This is a genomic window from Bradyrhizobium sp. USDA 3262, from assembly GCF_054060035.1.
Genome location: NZ_JBSSCT010000001.1, coordinates 5,191,220 through 5,204,759 on the forward strand (window position 1 = coordinate 5,191,220; position 13,540 = coordinate 5,204,759).

At 64.3% G+C, this 13,540-nt stretch carries 11 protein-coding genes; 4 read left to right on the forward strand and 7 right to left on the reverse strand.

The genetic code is table 11. From position 1 onward, the window contains the following. Positions 1-58: 58 nt before the first annotated feature. Entirely contained in the window at positions 59-796 is a 738-nt protein-coding gene (locus ACVWYP_RS23850; RefSeq protein WP_304500091.1) for a peroxiredoxin, read from the reverse strand. Between the two features lie 228 nt (positions 797-1,024). On the opposite strand from ACVWYP_RS23850, the gene ACVWYP_RS23855 reads away from it, so the two are divergent. After that, positions 1,025-4,726, forward strand: coding sequence for a YhdP family protein (locus tag ACVWYP_RS23855; RefSeq protein ID WP_304500092.1), 3,702 nt, complete (start codon positions 1,025-1,027; stop codon positions 4,724-4,726). A 16-nt stretch (positions 4,727-4,742) separates the two neighbouring features. Here ACVWYP_RS23855 and ACVWYP_RS23860 read toward each other — a convergent pair whose 3' ends face one another. The 5 genes from ACVWYP_RS23860 to tyrS form a co-directional block, all read right to left on the reverse strand. Beyond that, positions 4,743-5,258 (reverse strand): cupin domain-containing protein, encoded by a 516-nt coding sequence (locus tag ACVWYP_RS23860; RefSeq protein ID WP_304500093.1) that lies wholly within the window; start codon positions 5,256-5,258, stop codon positions 4,743-4,745. Between the two features lie 67 nt (positions 5,259-5,325). Continuing rightward, positions 5,326-5,733 (reverse strand): ester cyclase, encoded by a 408-nt coding sequence (locus ACVWYP_RS23865; RefSeq protein WP_304500094.1) that lies wholly within the window; start codon positions 5,731-5,733, stop codon positions 5,326-5,328. A gap of 147 nt (positions 5,734-5,880) precedes the next feature. Then, positions 5,881-6,687, reverse strand: a complete 807-nt coding sequence (locus ACVWYP_RS23870; protein WP_304500095.1) for an AraC family transcriptional regulator — start codon at positions 6,685-6,687, stop codon at positions 5,881-5,883. 763 nt (positions 6,688-7,450) lie between these two features. Next, on the reverse strand, positions 7,451-8,701 hold the full coding sequence (locus tag ACVWYP_RS23875; protein ID WP_304500096.1) for an MFS transporter: 1,251 nt from the start codon (positions 8,699-8,701) through the stop codon (positions 7,451-7,453). A gap of 113 nt (positions 8,702-8,814) precedes the next feature. Further along, complete coding sequence (gene tyrS / locus ACVWYP_RS23880) at positions 8,815-10,068, reverse strand: tyrosine--tRNA ligase (RefSeq protein WP_304500097.1); 1,254 nt, start codon at positions 10,066-10,068, stop codon at positions 8,815-8,817. A 151-nt stretch (positions 10,069-10,219) separates the two neighbouring features. Here tyrS and ACVWYP_RS23885 point away from each other — a divergent pair, with 151 nt between their 5' ends. From ACVWYP_RS23885 to ACVWYP_RS23895, 3 genes are all read left to right on the forward strand, one after another. Continuing rightward, entirely contained in the window at positions 10,220-11,323 is a 1,104-nt protein-coding gene (locus ACVWYP_RS23885; protein WP_304500098.1) for an anhydro-N-acetylmuramic acid kinase, read from the forward strand. An 82-nt stretch (positions 11,324-11,405) separates the two neighbouring features. Next, complete coding sequence (locus ACVWYP_RS23890) at positions 11,406-12,083, forward strand: glutathione S-transferase family protein (protein WP_038388384.1); 678 nt, start codon at positions 11,406-11,408, stop codon at positions 12,081-12,083. A 3-nt stretch (positions 12,084-12,086) separates the two neighbouring features. Next, positions 12,087-12,416, forward strand: coding sequence for a DMT family transporter (locus ACVWYP_RS23895; protein WP_304500099.1), 330 nt, complete (start codon positions 12,087-12,089; stop codon positions 12,414-12,416). A gap of 98 nt (positions 12,417-12,514) precedes the next feature. Here ACVWYP_RS23895 and ACVWYP_RS23900 read toward each other — a convergent pair whose 3' ends face one another. Then, positions 12,515-13,162 carry an alpha/beta hydrolase gene (locus ACVWYP_RS23900; RefSeq protein WP_016843213.1) on the reverse strand — a complete coding sequence of 216 codons (648 nt, stop codon included), beginning with the start codon at positions 13,160-13,162 and terminating at the stop codon, positions 12,515-12,517. Between the last annotated feature and the right edge of the window lie 378 nt (positions 13,163-13,540).

Consider the following 13,540-nt stretch of genomic DNA (forward strand, 5'->3'; position numbering starts at 1 on the left):
TTTGCGGGGCCGATTTGAGCCCGTCATGGTTAATTTTCAGGAAACGGAACCCGTCCCGTCAGAGCGCCTGGGCAGCCTCCAATACCGCTTCGGCGTGGCCGTCGACCTTCACGTGACGCCAGATACGGGCAATTTTTCCACCGGAATCGACCAGAACCGTCGTGCGAATAATTCCCATGAAGGTCCTGCCATACATGGATTTTTCGCCCCAGGCGCCATAGGCCTCCAGCATCTGGTGGGCTGGGTCCGAGACCAGCGGCACCGACAGCTGGTGTTTGTTTCGAAATGACTCCTGCGCCTTAACCGTGTCGGCGGAGATGCCGACCACTTCGGTCGCTGCCGCTGCGAACTCGCTTTTGAGCCGGGTGAAATCGATCGCCTCCCTGGTGCAGCCGGGGGTGTCGGCGCGGGGGTAGAAGAACAGCACCAGCTTCTTGCCGGCAAAATCCTTCAGCGAAACGCTGTCCCCGCCGTCGCGCGGCAGGTTGAAGCTAGGCGCCGTGGCGCCCTCGGCAAGTGTGACGGCGGACGAACTGGTCACGGTTGCAGCCGGCTCTCGCTTTAACGGTTTCGATGCCGGCTTGTGCGAGGCTTTGCTTCGAACACCCGCTGCGGTCGCCTTGGTCGTTTTCTTAGTTGTTTTCTTAGTTGTTTTCTTGGCCGCTGCCTTCTTCGCAACCGCTGTGCGGGTTTTCGTCGCGGACTTCCCAGTGCTTGCGCTTGCGGCGCGCGCAACCTTTGTTGCGACCCGCTTTCCGGTTGTGTTGGAGGATTTCTTGCGCGTTTTCTTGGACATACGCCTTCCTTTCGTCGCTTTCCGAAGCTCAACCATTGGGGTATTGCGGGTCTTATTGGCGGCGGCCGGATTCGCTCCGGCCGCTGGGCAAGTTTGATGGCCACGGAGTATGGTGACAAGGAATTCGACGCGTGACCCGTCCGCTTGCTGAATTGGCTTTTGATTGGTTGGTTTGGTCCGTTCTGGGGGCCATCGGCGAGTAACATGATTAGGCGAGGATAGGCGGCGATGCCGGCACAGGAGCGCTCGATACGCATCGACGGGCGCCCCGATGGCGGCGATCAGCTTCGCCGTCAGCACCGAGAGGCAATGGCAAGGAACACGTCGCCGCAGGGTCCAAATCCGCGCGCCGGGGCTGACTTCTCGCAATGGGAAGACGACGCTGCGTGGGACGAGCAGGATGAGGCGGCGGGCAACCGTGCGCGGCAATTGCTGGCGCGTTCCAACACCAACCTGCATCGCTTCACCGATTTCTGCTCCGGCATGCAGCGCTGGCTGAACGGCGGGCGCTGGATTCGTCGCATCGGACTGGTCCTCGTGGTGCTGGTCGCGATGTTCGCGACCTGCTTCGGCGCGCTGTGGTGGCGGCTCGGCGCCGGCCCGATCAATCTCGACATGGCGACGCCGTGGCTTGCCGCGGCGATCGAGGAGAATATCGGCCACGGCAACACGGTCGAGGTCGGTGGAACGCAGATCGAGCGTGCCGGCCGCGTCAGGATCGCGGTGCGCATCCGCGACATCATCGTCCGCGACCGCGACCATGCGGTGGTTGCGAGCGCGCCCAAGGCCGAAGTGCGCCTGTCGGGAACCGCGCTCCTGATGGGTCAGTTGCGGGCCGAGAGCCTCAATCTGGTCGATGCGGAACTGTCGGTGCGCATCACGCCCGACGGCAATGTCACCGTGTCCGCCGGCGACACCGCAAAGCCGCTGGCCACCGGCGTTGCCTCCAAGCGGGAGGCAGGGATGCCGCCGACATTCCCGCGGCCGACACCCGCAGCACCGCCGCCGCCGGTTGCCTCGCCGCCGGTTGCCGCCGAGCCCTCGGCGCCACCCGATTCGGCCCAGAGCGGGCTGCTCGCCGGTCTCGACTGGCTCGACAGCCTCAGCATGACCGGCCTCGACGGGCAGAACCTGAACGAGATCGGCCTGAAGAACGGCAATCTCGTCGTCGACGATCAGCAGCGCGGCAACAAATGGAGCTTTGAGAACATCAGCCTCAGCCTGCGGCGCCCGAGCGGCGGCGGCGTTGCGCTCAGCTTCGGCGAGGAGGGCGCAAAACCCTGGTCGGTGCGCGTGCTGGTCGGACCGCAGCAGAACGGCGTGCGCTCGGTCGACATCAAGGCCGACAAGGTTTCCACCCGGAACATCCTGCTCGCGCTCCGGACCAAGGATCTGACCTACACCGCCGACCTGCCGCTGTCAGGCGAGATGAAGGGCGAACTCGGCCGCGACGGCCTGCCGACCTACTTCCGCGGCAAGATCAATGTCGGCGCCGGCAACATCATCGACACCGACACGCCCGACTACCCGATGCCGGTCGATTCGGCCGAGATGAGCGTCGAATGGGATTCGGGGCGGCGCGTGCTGCTGGCGCCGATCAAGATCATTTCGGGCGCCAACCGCATCACGCTGCTCGGCCATCTCGAGCCGCCGAACGACAACGTCACCGACTGGCAGGCCGGCCTGTCCGGCGGCACCATCGTGCTGGCCGGCGCCGACAAGAACGAACCGCCGTTGATCTTCAATCGCATCAACATCGGCTTCCGGTTCGACACCGACAAGAAGCGCGTGCTGCTGACCCAGGCCGACATCTCTAATGGCGAGATCGGCGTCGCCGGAACCGGCAGCATCGACTATTCCGGCGAGCCGCGGCTGCAACTCGGATTCGCCGGCACGCCGATGTCGGCCGCGGCCCTGAAACGGATATGGCCGATCATCATCGTGCCCGAGGTGCGCGAATGGGTGCTCGAGCGGATCGACCGCGGCACACTCCAGCGTATCGATGTCGGCGTCAATTCGCCGGTGCACAACCTGTCGCGCAAGGGACCGCCGATCCCGGATGACGGCCTCTCGGTCAACATTGTCGCCTCAGGTGTCACGGTGCGTCCGGTGGATCAGATGCCCGCGGTGCATGACGCGGATCTGAAGGCCCGGGTGACCGGCCGCACCGCGACCGTGACCATCAACCAGGGCATTGCCGACACGCCGGCGGGCCGCAAGATCACGCTGTCGGACTTCACCTTCGAGGTGCCGGACATGGCGCCGAAGCCGTCGCCGTCGAAGGTCAAGTTCCGGGTCGACTGTCCGGTGCCGGCCGCCGCCGAAATCCTCGCGTCCGACCGACTCAGCGATCTCTCCGGTCCGCCGATCGATCCCAACGCCAGCAAGGGCAACGTCACCGCGACGATCAATCTCGGCATGCCCGTGAAGGGCGAGCTGACCAAGGCCGATACGCTCTACTCGGTCACCGCCGACATCTCCGGCGTTGCCGTCGACAAGCTGGTGATGAACCAGAAGCTCGAAGCCAACACGCTGAAGGTGATCGCCAGCAATGCCGGCTTCCAGGTCAAGGGCGACGTCAAGATCAACGGGCAGGCGGCCTCGCTCGACTACCGCAAGCCGGCTGAGGGCGATGCCGACGTCAAGCTGCAGGCGACGCTGGACGATGCGAGCCGCGCGCGCCTCGGGCTCGATCTCGGTCCCGCGGTCTCGGGCGCGATCCCGATCAAGCTGAGCGGCAAGATCGGCAGCGGCGACAGCCCCACCACCAAGATGGGCGTCGAAGCCGACCTGACCCAGCTCAAGCTCGACAACATTCTTCCGGGTTGGGTCAAGGCGCAGGGCAGGGCCGGCAAGGCGACCTTCAACGTGGTGCCGAAGGGTCAATCGACCAGGTTCGAGGATATCTCGATCGACGGCGCCGGCGTGTCGATCAAGGGCGCGCTCGAGGTCGACCAGAACGGCGATCTCATGAATGCGTACTTCCCGACCTACGCGCCGTCGGAAGGCGACAAGACATCGCTGCGGGCCGATCGCGGTCCCGACGGCGTGATCAAGGTGACGATGCGCGGCGACGTGTTCGACGGCCGCGGCTTCCTGAAGTCGGCGATCTCCGGCCGCGACAGCGATCCCAAGAGCAAGACCAGGACCACCGATTTCGATGTCGATGTGAAACTCGGCGCGGTCGCAGGATTCAACGGCGAAGCGCTGCGCAGCGTCGACGCCAAGGTCTCGCGCCGCAACGGGTTCTTCAAGGCGTTCACGCTGAGCGGCAAGGTCGGCCGCGACACCCCCGTCACGGTCGATATGCGCGGACGCCAGCAGGGCCGCGAGGTGATCTATCTGCAGACCGCCGACGCCGGCGCGTTCCTGCGCTTCATCGACACCTATTCGAAGGTGGTAGGCGGCCAGCTTACGCTCGCGATGGAGCCGCCGATCCCCGAGCCGAGCCCGAGGGAAGGGCTCATCAACATCACCGGCTTCTCGGTGAAGGGCGAAACCCAGCTCGATCGCGCCGTCGCCGGCGGGCCGGTCAGCACCCAGAACGGCATCGGATTCGACGCGCTGCGCGCCGAATTCACCCGCCAGAGCGGCCAGCTTTCGATCCGCAATGGTGTGGTCAAGGGACCGACCATCGGCGCGACCATCGAAGGCAGCATCGACTATATCGGCAACCAGGTGCGGATGAACGGCACCTTCATTCCGATGTACGGGTTGAACAACATGTTCGGCCAGATCCCGTTCTTCGGGATTTTCCTCGGCGCCGGCAGCAATGAAGGCCTGATCGGCGTGACCTACGAAGTGGTGGGAACGCCGAGCGCGCCGGTGCTGCGCGTCAATCCGATCTCCGCGCTGGCCCCCGGCCTGACGCGCAAGATCTTCGAGTTCAAGCAGTACGGTCCGAACGATCTGCCGACGACGAACAATTAGCGCGTAAATTGCAAAATCAGCGCGGCGTGGACGGTGGCGCTCCCGGAAAGCGAACCCCGAAGCGCTGGATCAGTCCGGGCACGCTGCTCATATCCATGTCGAGCGCATAGCGCGCGCAGAGCGCCGCCAGCCGCTGCGGATCAGGACGACGATTGCTCAATTCTGCTGCGAGCTCGCGGAAATAGTTCTCGAACCCGGCCGGCGATATGATTTCCAATACGCGGGCCGGCGTGTCCCCTGCGTTCCAAAATGTGTGCCACTGCTCGCGCGGCTTGAAGATCAGGTCTCCCGGATTGCCGATCACGACGGACTCGCCGAGCAGCGCCCCGATCCTGCCTTCGAGGACGAAACTGTACTCGTCCTCGCGATGATGCCGGTGCATGGGGGCTGCCAAAGCGTGCGGCTGCATTGGATGCTCGACGAGCGCAAAGCACCTGCCGGCGTCGTCCCCTTCGACCATGAACCGGGCGCTCGTGCCGCCGAGAACGGCGAGATGACCATCATGTGGGCCGAGTATTCGCGGTGATGCCATGCTGTCCGTCGCTCCAGTCATGTGCCGGGATAATGCTGCCGCAGTGGTTCGCAGCCCCGCGCCAGCGCTAGGTTAATTTGGGCGGAGGTGGCAGCGCTCCAATCTGGTGAAGAAGCGCAAATCGGTCGGGCACGCCCCAGTGTTCGATCAGTTTGCCAGCGGAAAATCGACAGATGTCGATGACATCGATGGCGACTGGCTTTCCCGATCGCGGATCGACGCCTGTTGCCTTGCTGCGCGCCCATACCGTATCGTCAGCTTCCACGATCGCCTCTATCGCGAGCTGCAGATTCTTGATGCTGCCTCTTGCATCTTCGATCTGCGCTTTCAGGATTTGTGGGCCGGGAAGCTCGGTTTTCGACAGATACTCATGTTCGATCAGCTTCTCGGCGCAAACTTCGTCCGCGACCGTCAGATCGCCTTGCGAAAATCCACGTTCGATGATGGCTTTGAAGTGCTCCAGGTTCGTCGACATGCCCATCGCTCCGGTTCTCTTGGACCGCCGACCGCGATGCTGGCTGCAACGACGCCGAATTTACGCTGCGTCGTGCTCGCCGTCATCCAGGTCTTCGGTGAGGGCAGACCTTGCCGGGAAGCCAGCGTGAGCGCTTGTAAATTTCGGTCATTCACCGGGGAAAAAGATATTGTCCCAGTCGCCGACGAGGCCGGTCGGCGGCAGGCCGGCGAACGCGCGGCATTCGCGGATGAAATGGGCCTGATCGAAGTAGCCGAGTTCGTGAATAATGTCGGTCCAGGTCCGGTGCGGGGCATCGCGGCGGGCGACCAACGCCCGGTCGAACCGGATCGTTCGGGCAAACAGTTTGGGCGTCATTCCAACCTGCGTCGCAAACCGGCGCTGGAACTGACTGGCGCTGAGGCCGGAATTTGCAACGAGGTCCCCGATCCGCGAACGGTCCCGTACGGCGATCATCCGGCGTGACGCGACGCCAATCGCGCAGTCGGGACCGCGCTTCTCAAGCATTGTCTCAACCCAGCGTTCGACGGCGGCGACGCGCAGATTGAAGTCCGGCGCAAGGCGCACGGCGTCGCCAACGGCCGTGGCGGATTGGCCGAGGACATCGGAGGCTGCCGGGTCCTGATTGACCAACGACGCCATGTCGATTCCAGCCAATCGGTTCAGGCCGGCCGGTTGAAACAGTATGCTGAAAACGTGGATCGAACCCGACAGACACACGTGGGCTCTGCGATAGGTTTGCGGACCGACAATGCTCGTATCGGGCGTAGCGTTCGCCTGGCCACCGTCGATGCGGACACGATATGGATCAGCCAGGTGGACAATCAGGATTTGATGCGGCCGTGCGGCGACAGGCCAGGCCAGGACCGCGCTACCCAGCTCCACGCGCCTCTCCTCGAAGGCGCGTAAGACGCCGCGAAGTTGGGGGTGGGGTAATGCCCGCTTGATATCCATGGAGGCCCCTCGGCGGCGGAAGCCTAGATCGAGCCGATACATGCGACAATGTCTGTCTTGCCGGCCCCCCGGGGTTATTTGCTCCGCGCCGAGTCCGCTTTCGACCCTCGACAGACTGCTCGGTGCATTTGCCTGGTTCAGGAATACGCGCGGTGGCGGGTTTCTGTCCGCATTCATCCGAGGCTGCCACCAAGTCTAGGCCACCGGATGAAGTTCGCGCAGGAACCTTGCCCTATCTGGGGTGTTGGAGAGCAATTCAATGACTCAGGAGGAACTCTCATGAGAACGCTGTTACTGGCTGGTGTACTGGCGGTAGCCGGCTTCGCGATGGCCACGCCGATCTCCATTGCACCCGCGTCAGCTCAGGTTGCCGTTGATACTCCGCTCGGCGGCGTAAGAGTGGGCCCGGAGCCCCGTTACTACCGAGACTACGATCGACCCGCTTATCGCGCCTACGGATATGATCGCGGATATCGCGGATGCCGCACCGTCACGATCGAGCGTGACGACGGATCGGTCCGGAGGGTCCGTCGCTGCGACTAGCAGTACCGGACTAGGATCGACTTCCGTGGCTTACAAGACCGCTCGAGCCGGTTCTCGCAATCGAGGAATTGGAGCCATCGACTTGGGCCGCTGCAGTTGGCGGCCTGTTTCATTTCGCGAATGCCGCCTGTTGGCCCAAGGCACTGGCCCGAGGCCGGCAGGCGTTCATGCCGGATTCCACGTCGCCTTCGCGCGGTAAGCGGACGCGCAGGTCACGAACTTACCGCCGCAGCGCCGGCACCACCAGGAACGGGATCAGGCCGAGCACCACATTGACCAGCGCGAAGACGATCAGCGGATTGTAGCTGTGGGTCCAGTCGTGGATCAGGCCGCCGCCCCATGAGCCAAGGCCGGAGCCGAGGCCGCTGCCGATCATGATCGTGCCGTAGATCGTGCCGACGCGCTCGCCGCGGAAGATCTTCAGCGCGGTCGCGGTGATCAGCGGGCCGCGCGAGCCGATCATGCTGCCGAAGCAGATGATGAAGCCGGTCAGCAGCCAGTAGTTCGGATACCATTGCAGCAGCCAGAGCAGAATGATGCCGAGGATCGAGACGCCGTAGCTGAACAATACCGAGGGCCGGCGGCCGATGATGCCGTCGAGGGTGGACACGCCGAGCATGCCGACGAACAGCGCGACGCCGGAGAAGCCCCAGGCGGTTGCCGCCTGTAGCGGCGGGAAGCCGACATCGATCAGATAGGCGACGATCTGCGCGGTCAGCGCATACATCGCGATCGCGGTGAAGAAGAAGGTAGAGAACAGCGCCCAGAAGGCGTGGTGGCGCATCGCGCTGAGCAGCGTCCAGCCTTCGTCGGCCAGACTGCTTTCCGTCTTCCTGACGATATGCGGCGATCCGCCGGCGAGCAGCCGCCACGGCAGAAAGACCAGCGGAACAAGCAGGCAGAGCGCGCCGATGCCGAACACCTGATAGGCCTCGCGCCAGCCGATCCGTTCGATCAAGACCTGCGACAGCGGCAACAGCAGCAGGAGGCCGGCGCCGGTCGCCGAATACATCACGGCCATCGCGGTCGGCAGGCGTGGTCCGAACCAGCGGCCGAGCAGGATCGAATTCGACACATTGCCGATCAGCGCGGTGCCGAAACCGACGCAGAGTCCGACGCTGAGCTGGAATTGCCAGAGCTCTTGCGCGCGTGAAGCAACGAGGAATGCGCAACCGAGCAGCGACAGGCCCAGCGCATAGACCACGCGCGGACCCGAGCGGTCGAACAGGCGTCCGACCAGCGGCGCGGTCAGGCCGCTGGCGAGCCAGGTCAGCGAGTAGACCGACACCACAGAGGCGCGGTCCCAGCCGAAATTTTCCGAGATCGGTTTCAGGAAAACGGTGAAGCTGTCGCTAAGGCCGCGCCCAAGCACCGACAGCACGAAGCAGAGCGCGAGCACGTTCAGCGCGACGCGGGACTGCTTCGCCGGCGTTGCAAGCGTGTCGTTCGGAGGCGTGGTCTGCTGGTCCATCGCATTCTTTTCGAGCGCGATCGGACGCAAGACCGGAAGTCCGCTTTTGCTGATCGCGCTCAGGCAGGGAGCGCGCTTTCCGCACTCCCTGCAACCGACAAATGCGAATGCGCCTATGCAGGCTTCAGCAGGACGTGGCGCTTCTTGCCGAGCGACAGTTTCACCACGCCTTCCGGCGTGAGATTGGCCGAAGTCAGCAACATCTTCTCGTCGATCACGGCAGCATCGTTGACGCGCAGGCCGCCGCCCTTGATCTGCCGGCGCGCTTCGCCGTTGGAAGCGACGAGCTCGGCCTTGACGAAGGCGACGAGCACGCCGACGCCGGCTTCAAATTCGCCGCGCGGAATTTCCACCGTCGGCAAGGTTTCGGCCAGCGCACCTTCCTCGAAGGTGCGGCGCGCGGTCTCGGCGGCTTCGTTCGCTGCATCGCGGCCATGGAGCAGGGCGGTCGCTTCCGTCGCCAGCACCTTCTTGGCCTCGTTGATCTCGCCGCCAGCCAGCGCCGCAAGCTTGCTGATCTCGCTCATCGGCAGGATAGTGAACAGCTTGAGGAACTTGACGATGTCGGCGTCCTCGACATTGCGCCAGTACTGCCAGAAATCGTAGGGCGAGAACTGGTCGGCGTTGAGCCACACCGCGCCCTTGGCGGTCTTGCCCATCTTGTCGCCGGAGGCGGTGGTGAGCAGCGGCGTGGTCAGCGCGAACAGTTGCGGCGTGCCCATGCGGCGGCCGAGATCGACGCCGTTGACGATATTGCCCCACTGGTCGGAGCCGCCCATCTGCAGCCGGCAGCCGGCGCGTCGCGACAGTTCGACGAAGTCGTAGGCCTGGCAGACCATGTAGTTGAACTCGATGAAGCTCATCTCCTGCTCGCGCTCGAGCCGGAGCCGCACCGAGTCCATGGTCAGCATGCGGTTGACCGAGAAGTGCCGGCCGATGTCGCGCAGCATCTCGATCCAGTTCAATTTGGTCAGCCACTCGGCATTGTCGAGCATGATGGCGTCGGAAGGCCCATTGCCATAGCGCAGCACCTTGGCGAACACGCCGCGGATCGAGGCCTTGTTGGCTTCGATCTCCGCAACCGTGCGCATTGCGCGCGTCTCGTCCTTGCCGGAGGGGTCGCCGACCATCGTGGTGCCGCCGCCCATCAGCGTGATCGGCTTGTTGCCGCTCTGCTGCAGCCAGTACAGCATCATCATGGTGAGGAAGTTGCCGATGTGCAGCGACGGCGCGGTGCAGTCATAGCCGACATAGGCGGTCGCCTGGCCCTTCGCGGCAAGCGCGTCGAGGCCCTCGAAATCGGAGCACTGGTGGACGAAGCCGCGTTCCTGTAAAGTGTTCAGGAAATCCGATTTAAATGCAGTCATTTGTCGGCCAGCCAGCTCATTCTGTTTTTACGGTTTTTGCATCAATTTGCGGAACCTTGGCGCTGAGGCTGCCGCAGGCGAACGCGCAGTGGCATTATAGGATGTACTTGTTTGAGACAAGCCGGGGGTTCCCGGCTGGGGCGCTTCCAACATGATGTTAACGGCACTCGGTCTGATGAGCGGTACCTCGCTCGACGGGGTCGACGTGGCATTGATCGAGACCGATGGCCGTCAGATCAAGTCTTTCGGACCCTCGGGCTATCGGCCTTATACTGAAGGCGAGCGCAGCCTGCTGCGCCAGGCGCTGACGGAGGCGGTTCATCTGTCGCAGCGCGACGCCCGGCCGGGGATTTTGCGGCAGGCCGAGCAGGCCGTCACCACGGCCCATGCCGAGGCGGTCGCCAGCTTCACGGCGCAGCACCGGATCTCCGCCCAGGATATCGACATCGTCGGGTTCCATGGCCAGACCGTGCTGCACCGCCCCGAGCGCAGGCTGACGGTGCAGATCGGCGATGCCCTGGCGCTCGCCAAGGTGATCCACATTCCGGTGATGCATGATTTCCGCGCGGCCGACGTCGAGGCCGGCGGGCAGGGCGCGCCGTTCGTGCCGGTCTACCACCGCGCGCTGGTGCAATCGCTGAACCGCGAGGGGCCGATCGTCGTCGTCAATATCGGCGGCGTCTCCAACATCACCTATATCGACGGCACGGACACGCTGATCGCCTGCGACACCGGGCCGGGCAATGCGCTGCTCGACGACTTCATGTTCCGTCAGATGCACCAGCCGTTCGACACCGCCGGCAAGTTCGCCGCGCTGGGCAAACCGGACGAGGCCTGGATCGCACAGGCATTGAAGCTGCCGTTCTTTGCGCTGCCGCCTCCGAAATCGCTCGACCGCAACGACTTCGCGAGCCTCAAGCTCGGCGCCGTGGCGCCGGCCGATGGCGCCGCGACGCTGACCGCCTTCACTGCCGCGGCCATCGCCCGCGTCGTGCCGCTGCTGCCGAAACGGCCGAAAAGCTGGATCATCTGCGGCGGTGGCGCCTCCAACCTCACGATGATGCGGATGCTGCGCGAGCGGCTGGCGCCGGCGACCGTCGAGCCGGCCGAGGCGCTCGGCTGGGCGGCGGATGCGATCGAGGCGCAGGCGTTCGGCTTCCTTGCCGCGCGCGGCATGAAGGGCCTGCCGCTGAGCTATCCCGCCACCACGGGGGTGCCGATCCCGATGACCGGGGGCATCATCGCGCGACCGTGATTTAGATGCAAATGCATCTACCTTGACAGTTCCATGCCGTTGCATTTAATTCGATGCAGTTGCATTGAACGCGAGGTTCGTCATGGCCGCCCTGAAACTGATCAGCCACAAGCTCTGCCCCTATGTGCAACGCGCGGTGATCGCGCTGCGTGAGAAGGGCGTGCCGTTCGAGCGGATCGACATCGATCTCGCCAACAAGCCGGACTGGTTCCTGAAGATCTCGCCGCTCGGCAAGGTGCCGGTGCTGGTGGTGACGCGCGACGACGGCAAGGAGGTCGCGCTGTTCGAAAGCAACGTGATCTGCGAGTACATCGAGGAGACGCAGGCGGGGGCGAAGCTGCATCCGGAGAACGCGCTGACGCGCGCCGAGCATCGCGCCTGGATGGAGTTCGGCTCGGCCATTCTCGGCGATCTCTGGGGGCTCGAGACTGCGACAGATGCCGCGGCCTTCGAGAGCAAGCGGCAGGCGGTCGCGGCGAAATTCGCGCGCGTGGAGGCCGCGCTCGGCGCCGGTCCGTTCTTCGCCGGTCAGAATTTCAGTCTGGTGGATGCGGTGTTCGCGCCGATCTTCCGCTATTTCGATTTGTTCGACCAGCTGACCGATCTCGCTGTTTTCACGCACACGCCAAAACTTCGCGCCTGGCGCAGCGCGCTGGCACAGCGGCCGAGCGTGCGCAGCGCGGTGTCGCCTGACTATCCGGCGCTGCTGCACGCGTTCCTGGTCGGCCACCGCGCGCATATGCTGAAGCTTGCCGCGTAAGCCATGTCGCACTCGGTTGCCTGGATCGCGCTCGTCGTCGCCGGCCTGCTGGACGTCGGCTGGGCGATTTCGATGAAATATGCCGAAGGCTATACGCGGCTCGGCTGGACGCTGGTCTCGCTGCTGCTGCTCGCCGCGTTCGTGTTCCTGCTCGGACGCGCGCTGCAGGTGCTCGGCGTCGGCGTCGCCTACACGGTGTGGACCGGCATCGGCGCGGCCGGCACGCTGGCCATGGGCGTGCTGCTGTTCAACGAGGCGCTCAACCCGATGAAGGTCGCGGGGATTGCGCTGGTGCTGATCGGGATTGCCGCGCTGAAGCTGGCGCCGGAATAGGTCAGTGCCGTAGCCCGGATGAGCGCAGCGATATCCGGGTTCTTGTCGGCCGCGCCCCGCATGTCGCTTCGCTCATACGGGCTACAAGGTCGGCGTCGTCAGCGCACGTTGGCGAGCCGCATGTCGAGATAGCCGGTCACCGTCTCCATCAGCGGCTCGAGCTTGCCGTCGAAGAAGTGGTTGGCGCCGGGGATGACTTGCTGGTCGATCACGATGCCCTTCTGCGTCTTCAGCTTCTCGACGAGCGTGTTGACGTCCTTGGGCGGCACCACGGCATCCTTGTCGCCGTGCACGATCAGGCCCGACGACGGGCAGGGCGCAAGGAACGAGAAGTCGTAGAGATTGGCGGGCGGCGCGATCGAGATGAATCCCTCGACCTCCGGCCGGCGCATCAGAAGCTGCATGCCGATCCATGCGCCGAACGAGAAGCCCGCAACCCAGCAGGCGCGCGCCTCCGGATTGATCGCCTGCGCCCAGTCGAGCGCGCTCGCGGCGTCGGACAATTCGCCGGTGCCGTGATCGAACGAGCCCTGACTGCGGCCGACGCCACGGAAGTTGAAGCGCAGCACCGAGAAGCCGCGATGCGCGAACGCGTAGTAGCACTGATAGACGATCTGGTGGTTCATCGTGCCGTGGAACTGCGGATGCGGATGCAGGATCATCGCGATCGGCGCGTTCTTCTGCTTGGCCGGGTGGTAGCGGCCCTCGAGGCGGCCAGCAGGGCCGGTGAAAATGACTTCAGGCATTGTGTTCCCTTGATTGCCGCGTTCCCTTGATTGACGTCGATCAATCAACCGGTTGGAGCCATCTTCAGCGACGGTTCGCGAACAGAGCAGCTCGTGATGAAATCGGCGCAGGCACCGCCGCGCGGCACGCTGGAGGCCTTCTAGCATGACGCAAGGGGCAAAAATCAAGGAAATTGTGCCGCTTGGCGGTCGCGAATCCGCGTCGCGTTGCGCGCGTTGCCGACGCGGCGGCGGCGATCCGGATCGACACGCCGGATTGCTTCGAAGGCTACCTGAAGTTTCGGTCTGTCATCATGCTATCGCGCTCGGGACCGCGAACGCCGTGTCTGGCAGCAGCGCAAGGCTCCCGCCGCGGGTGAAAAATCTCCGGTGCCGGTG

Coding starts and splice junctions, on each gene's coding strand:
- ACVWYP_RS23850 (WP_304500091.1), bottom strand. CDS start 796: ATGTCCAAGAAAACGCGCAAGAAATCCTCCAACACAACCGGAAAGCGG.
- ACVWYP_RS23855 (WP_304500092.1), top strand. CDS start 1,025: ATGCCGGCACAGGAGCGCTCGATACGCATCGACGGGCGCCCCGATGGC.
- ACVWYP_RS23860 (WP_304500093.1), bottom strand. CDS start 5,258: ATGGCATCACCGCGAATACTCGGCCCACATGATGGTCATCTCGCCGTT.
- ACVWYP_RS23865 (WP_304500094.1), bottom strand. CDS start 5,733: ATGTCGACGAACCTGGAGCACTTCAAAGCCATCATCGAACGTGGATTT.
- ACVWYP_RS23870 (WP_304500095.1), bottom strand. CDS start 6,687: ATGGATATCAAGCGGGCATTACCCCACCCCCAACTTCGCGGCGTCTTA.
- ACVWYP_RS23875 (WP_304500096.1), bottom strand. CDS start 8,701: ATGGACCAGCAGACCACGCCTCCGAACGACACGCTTGCAACGCCGGCG.
- tyrS (WP_304500097.1), bottom strand. CDS start 10,068: ATGACTGCATTTAAATCGGATTTCCTGAACACTTTACAGGAACGCGGC.
- ACVWYP_RS23885 (WP_304500098.1), top strand. CDS start 10,220: ATGATGTTAACGGCACTCGGTCTGATGAGCGGTACCTCGCTCGACGGG.
- ACVWYP_RS23890 (WP_038388384.1), top strand. CDS start 11,406: ATGGCCGCCCTGAAACTGATCAGCCACAAGCTCTGCCCCTATGTGCAA.
- ACVWYP_RS23895 (WP_304500099.1), top strand. CDS start 12,087: ATGTCGCACTCGGTTGCCTGGATCGCGCTCGTCGTCGCCGGCCTGCTG.
- ACVWYP_RS23900 (WP_016843213.1), bottom strand. CDS start 13,162: ATGCCTGAAGTCATTTTCACCGGCCCTGCTGGCCGCCTCGAGGGCCGC.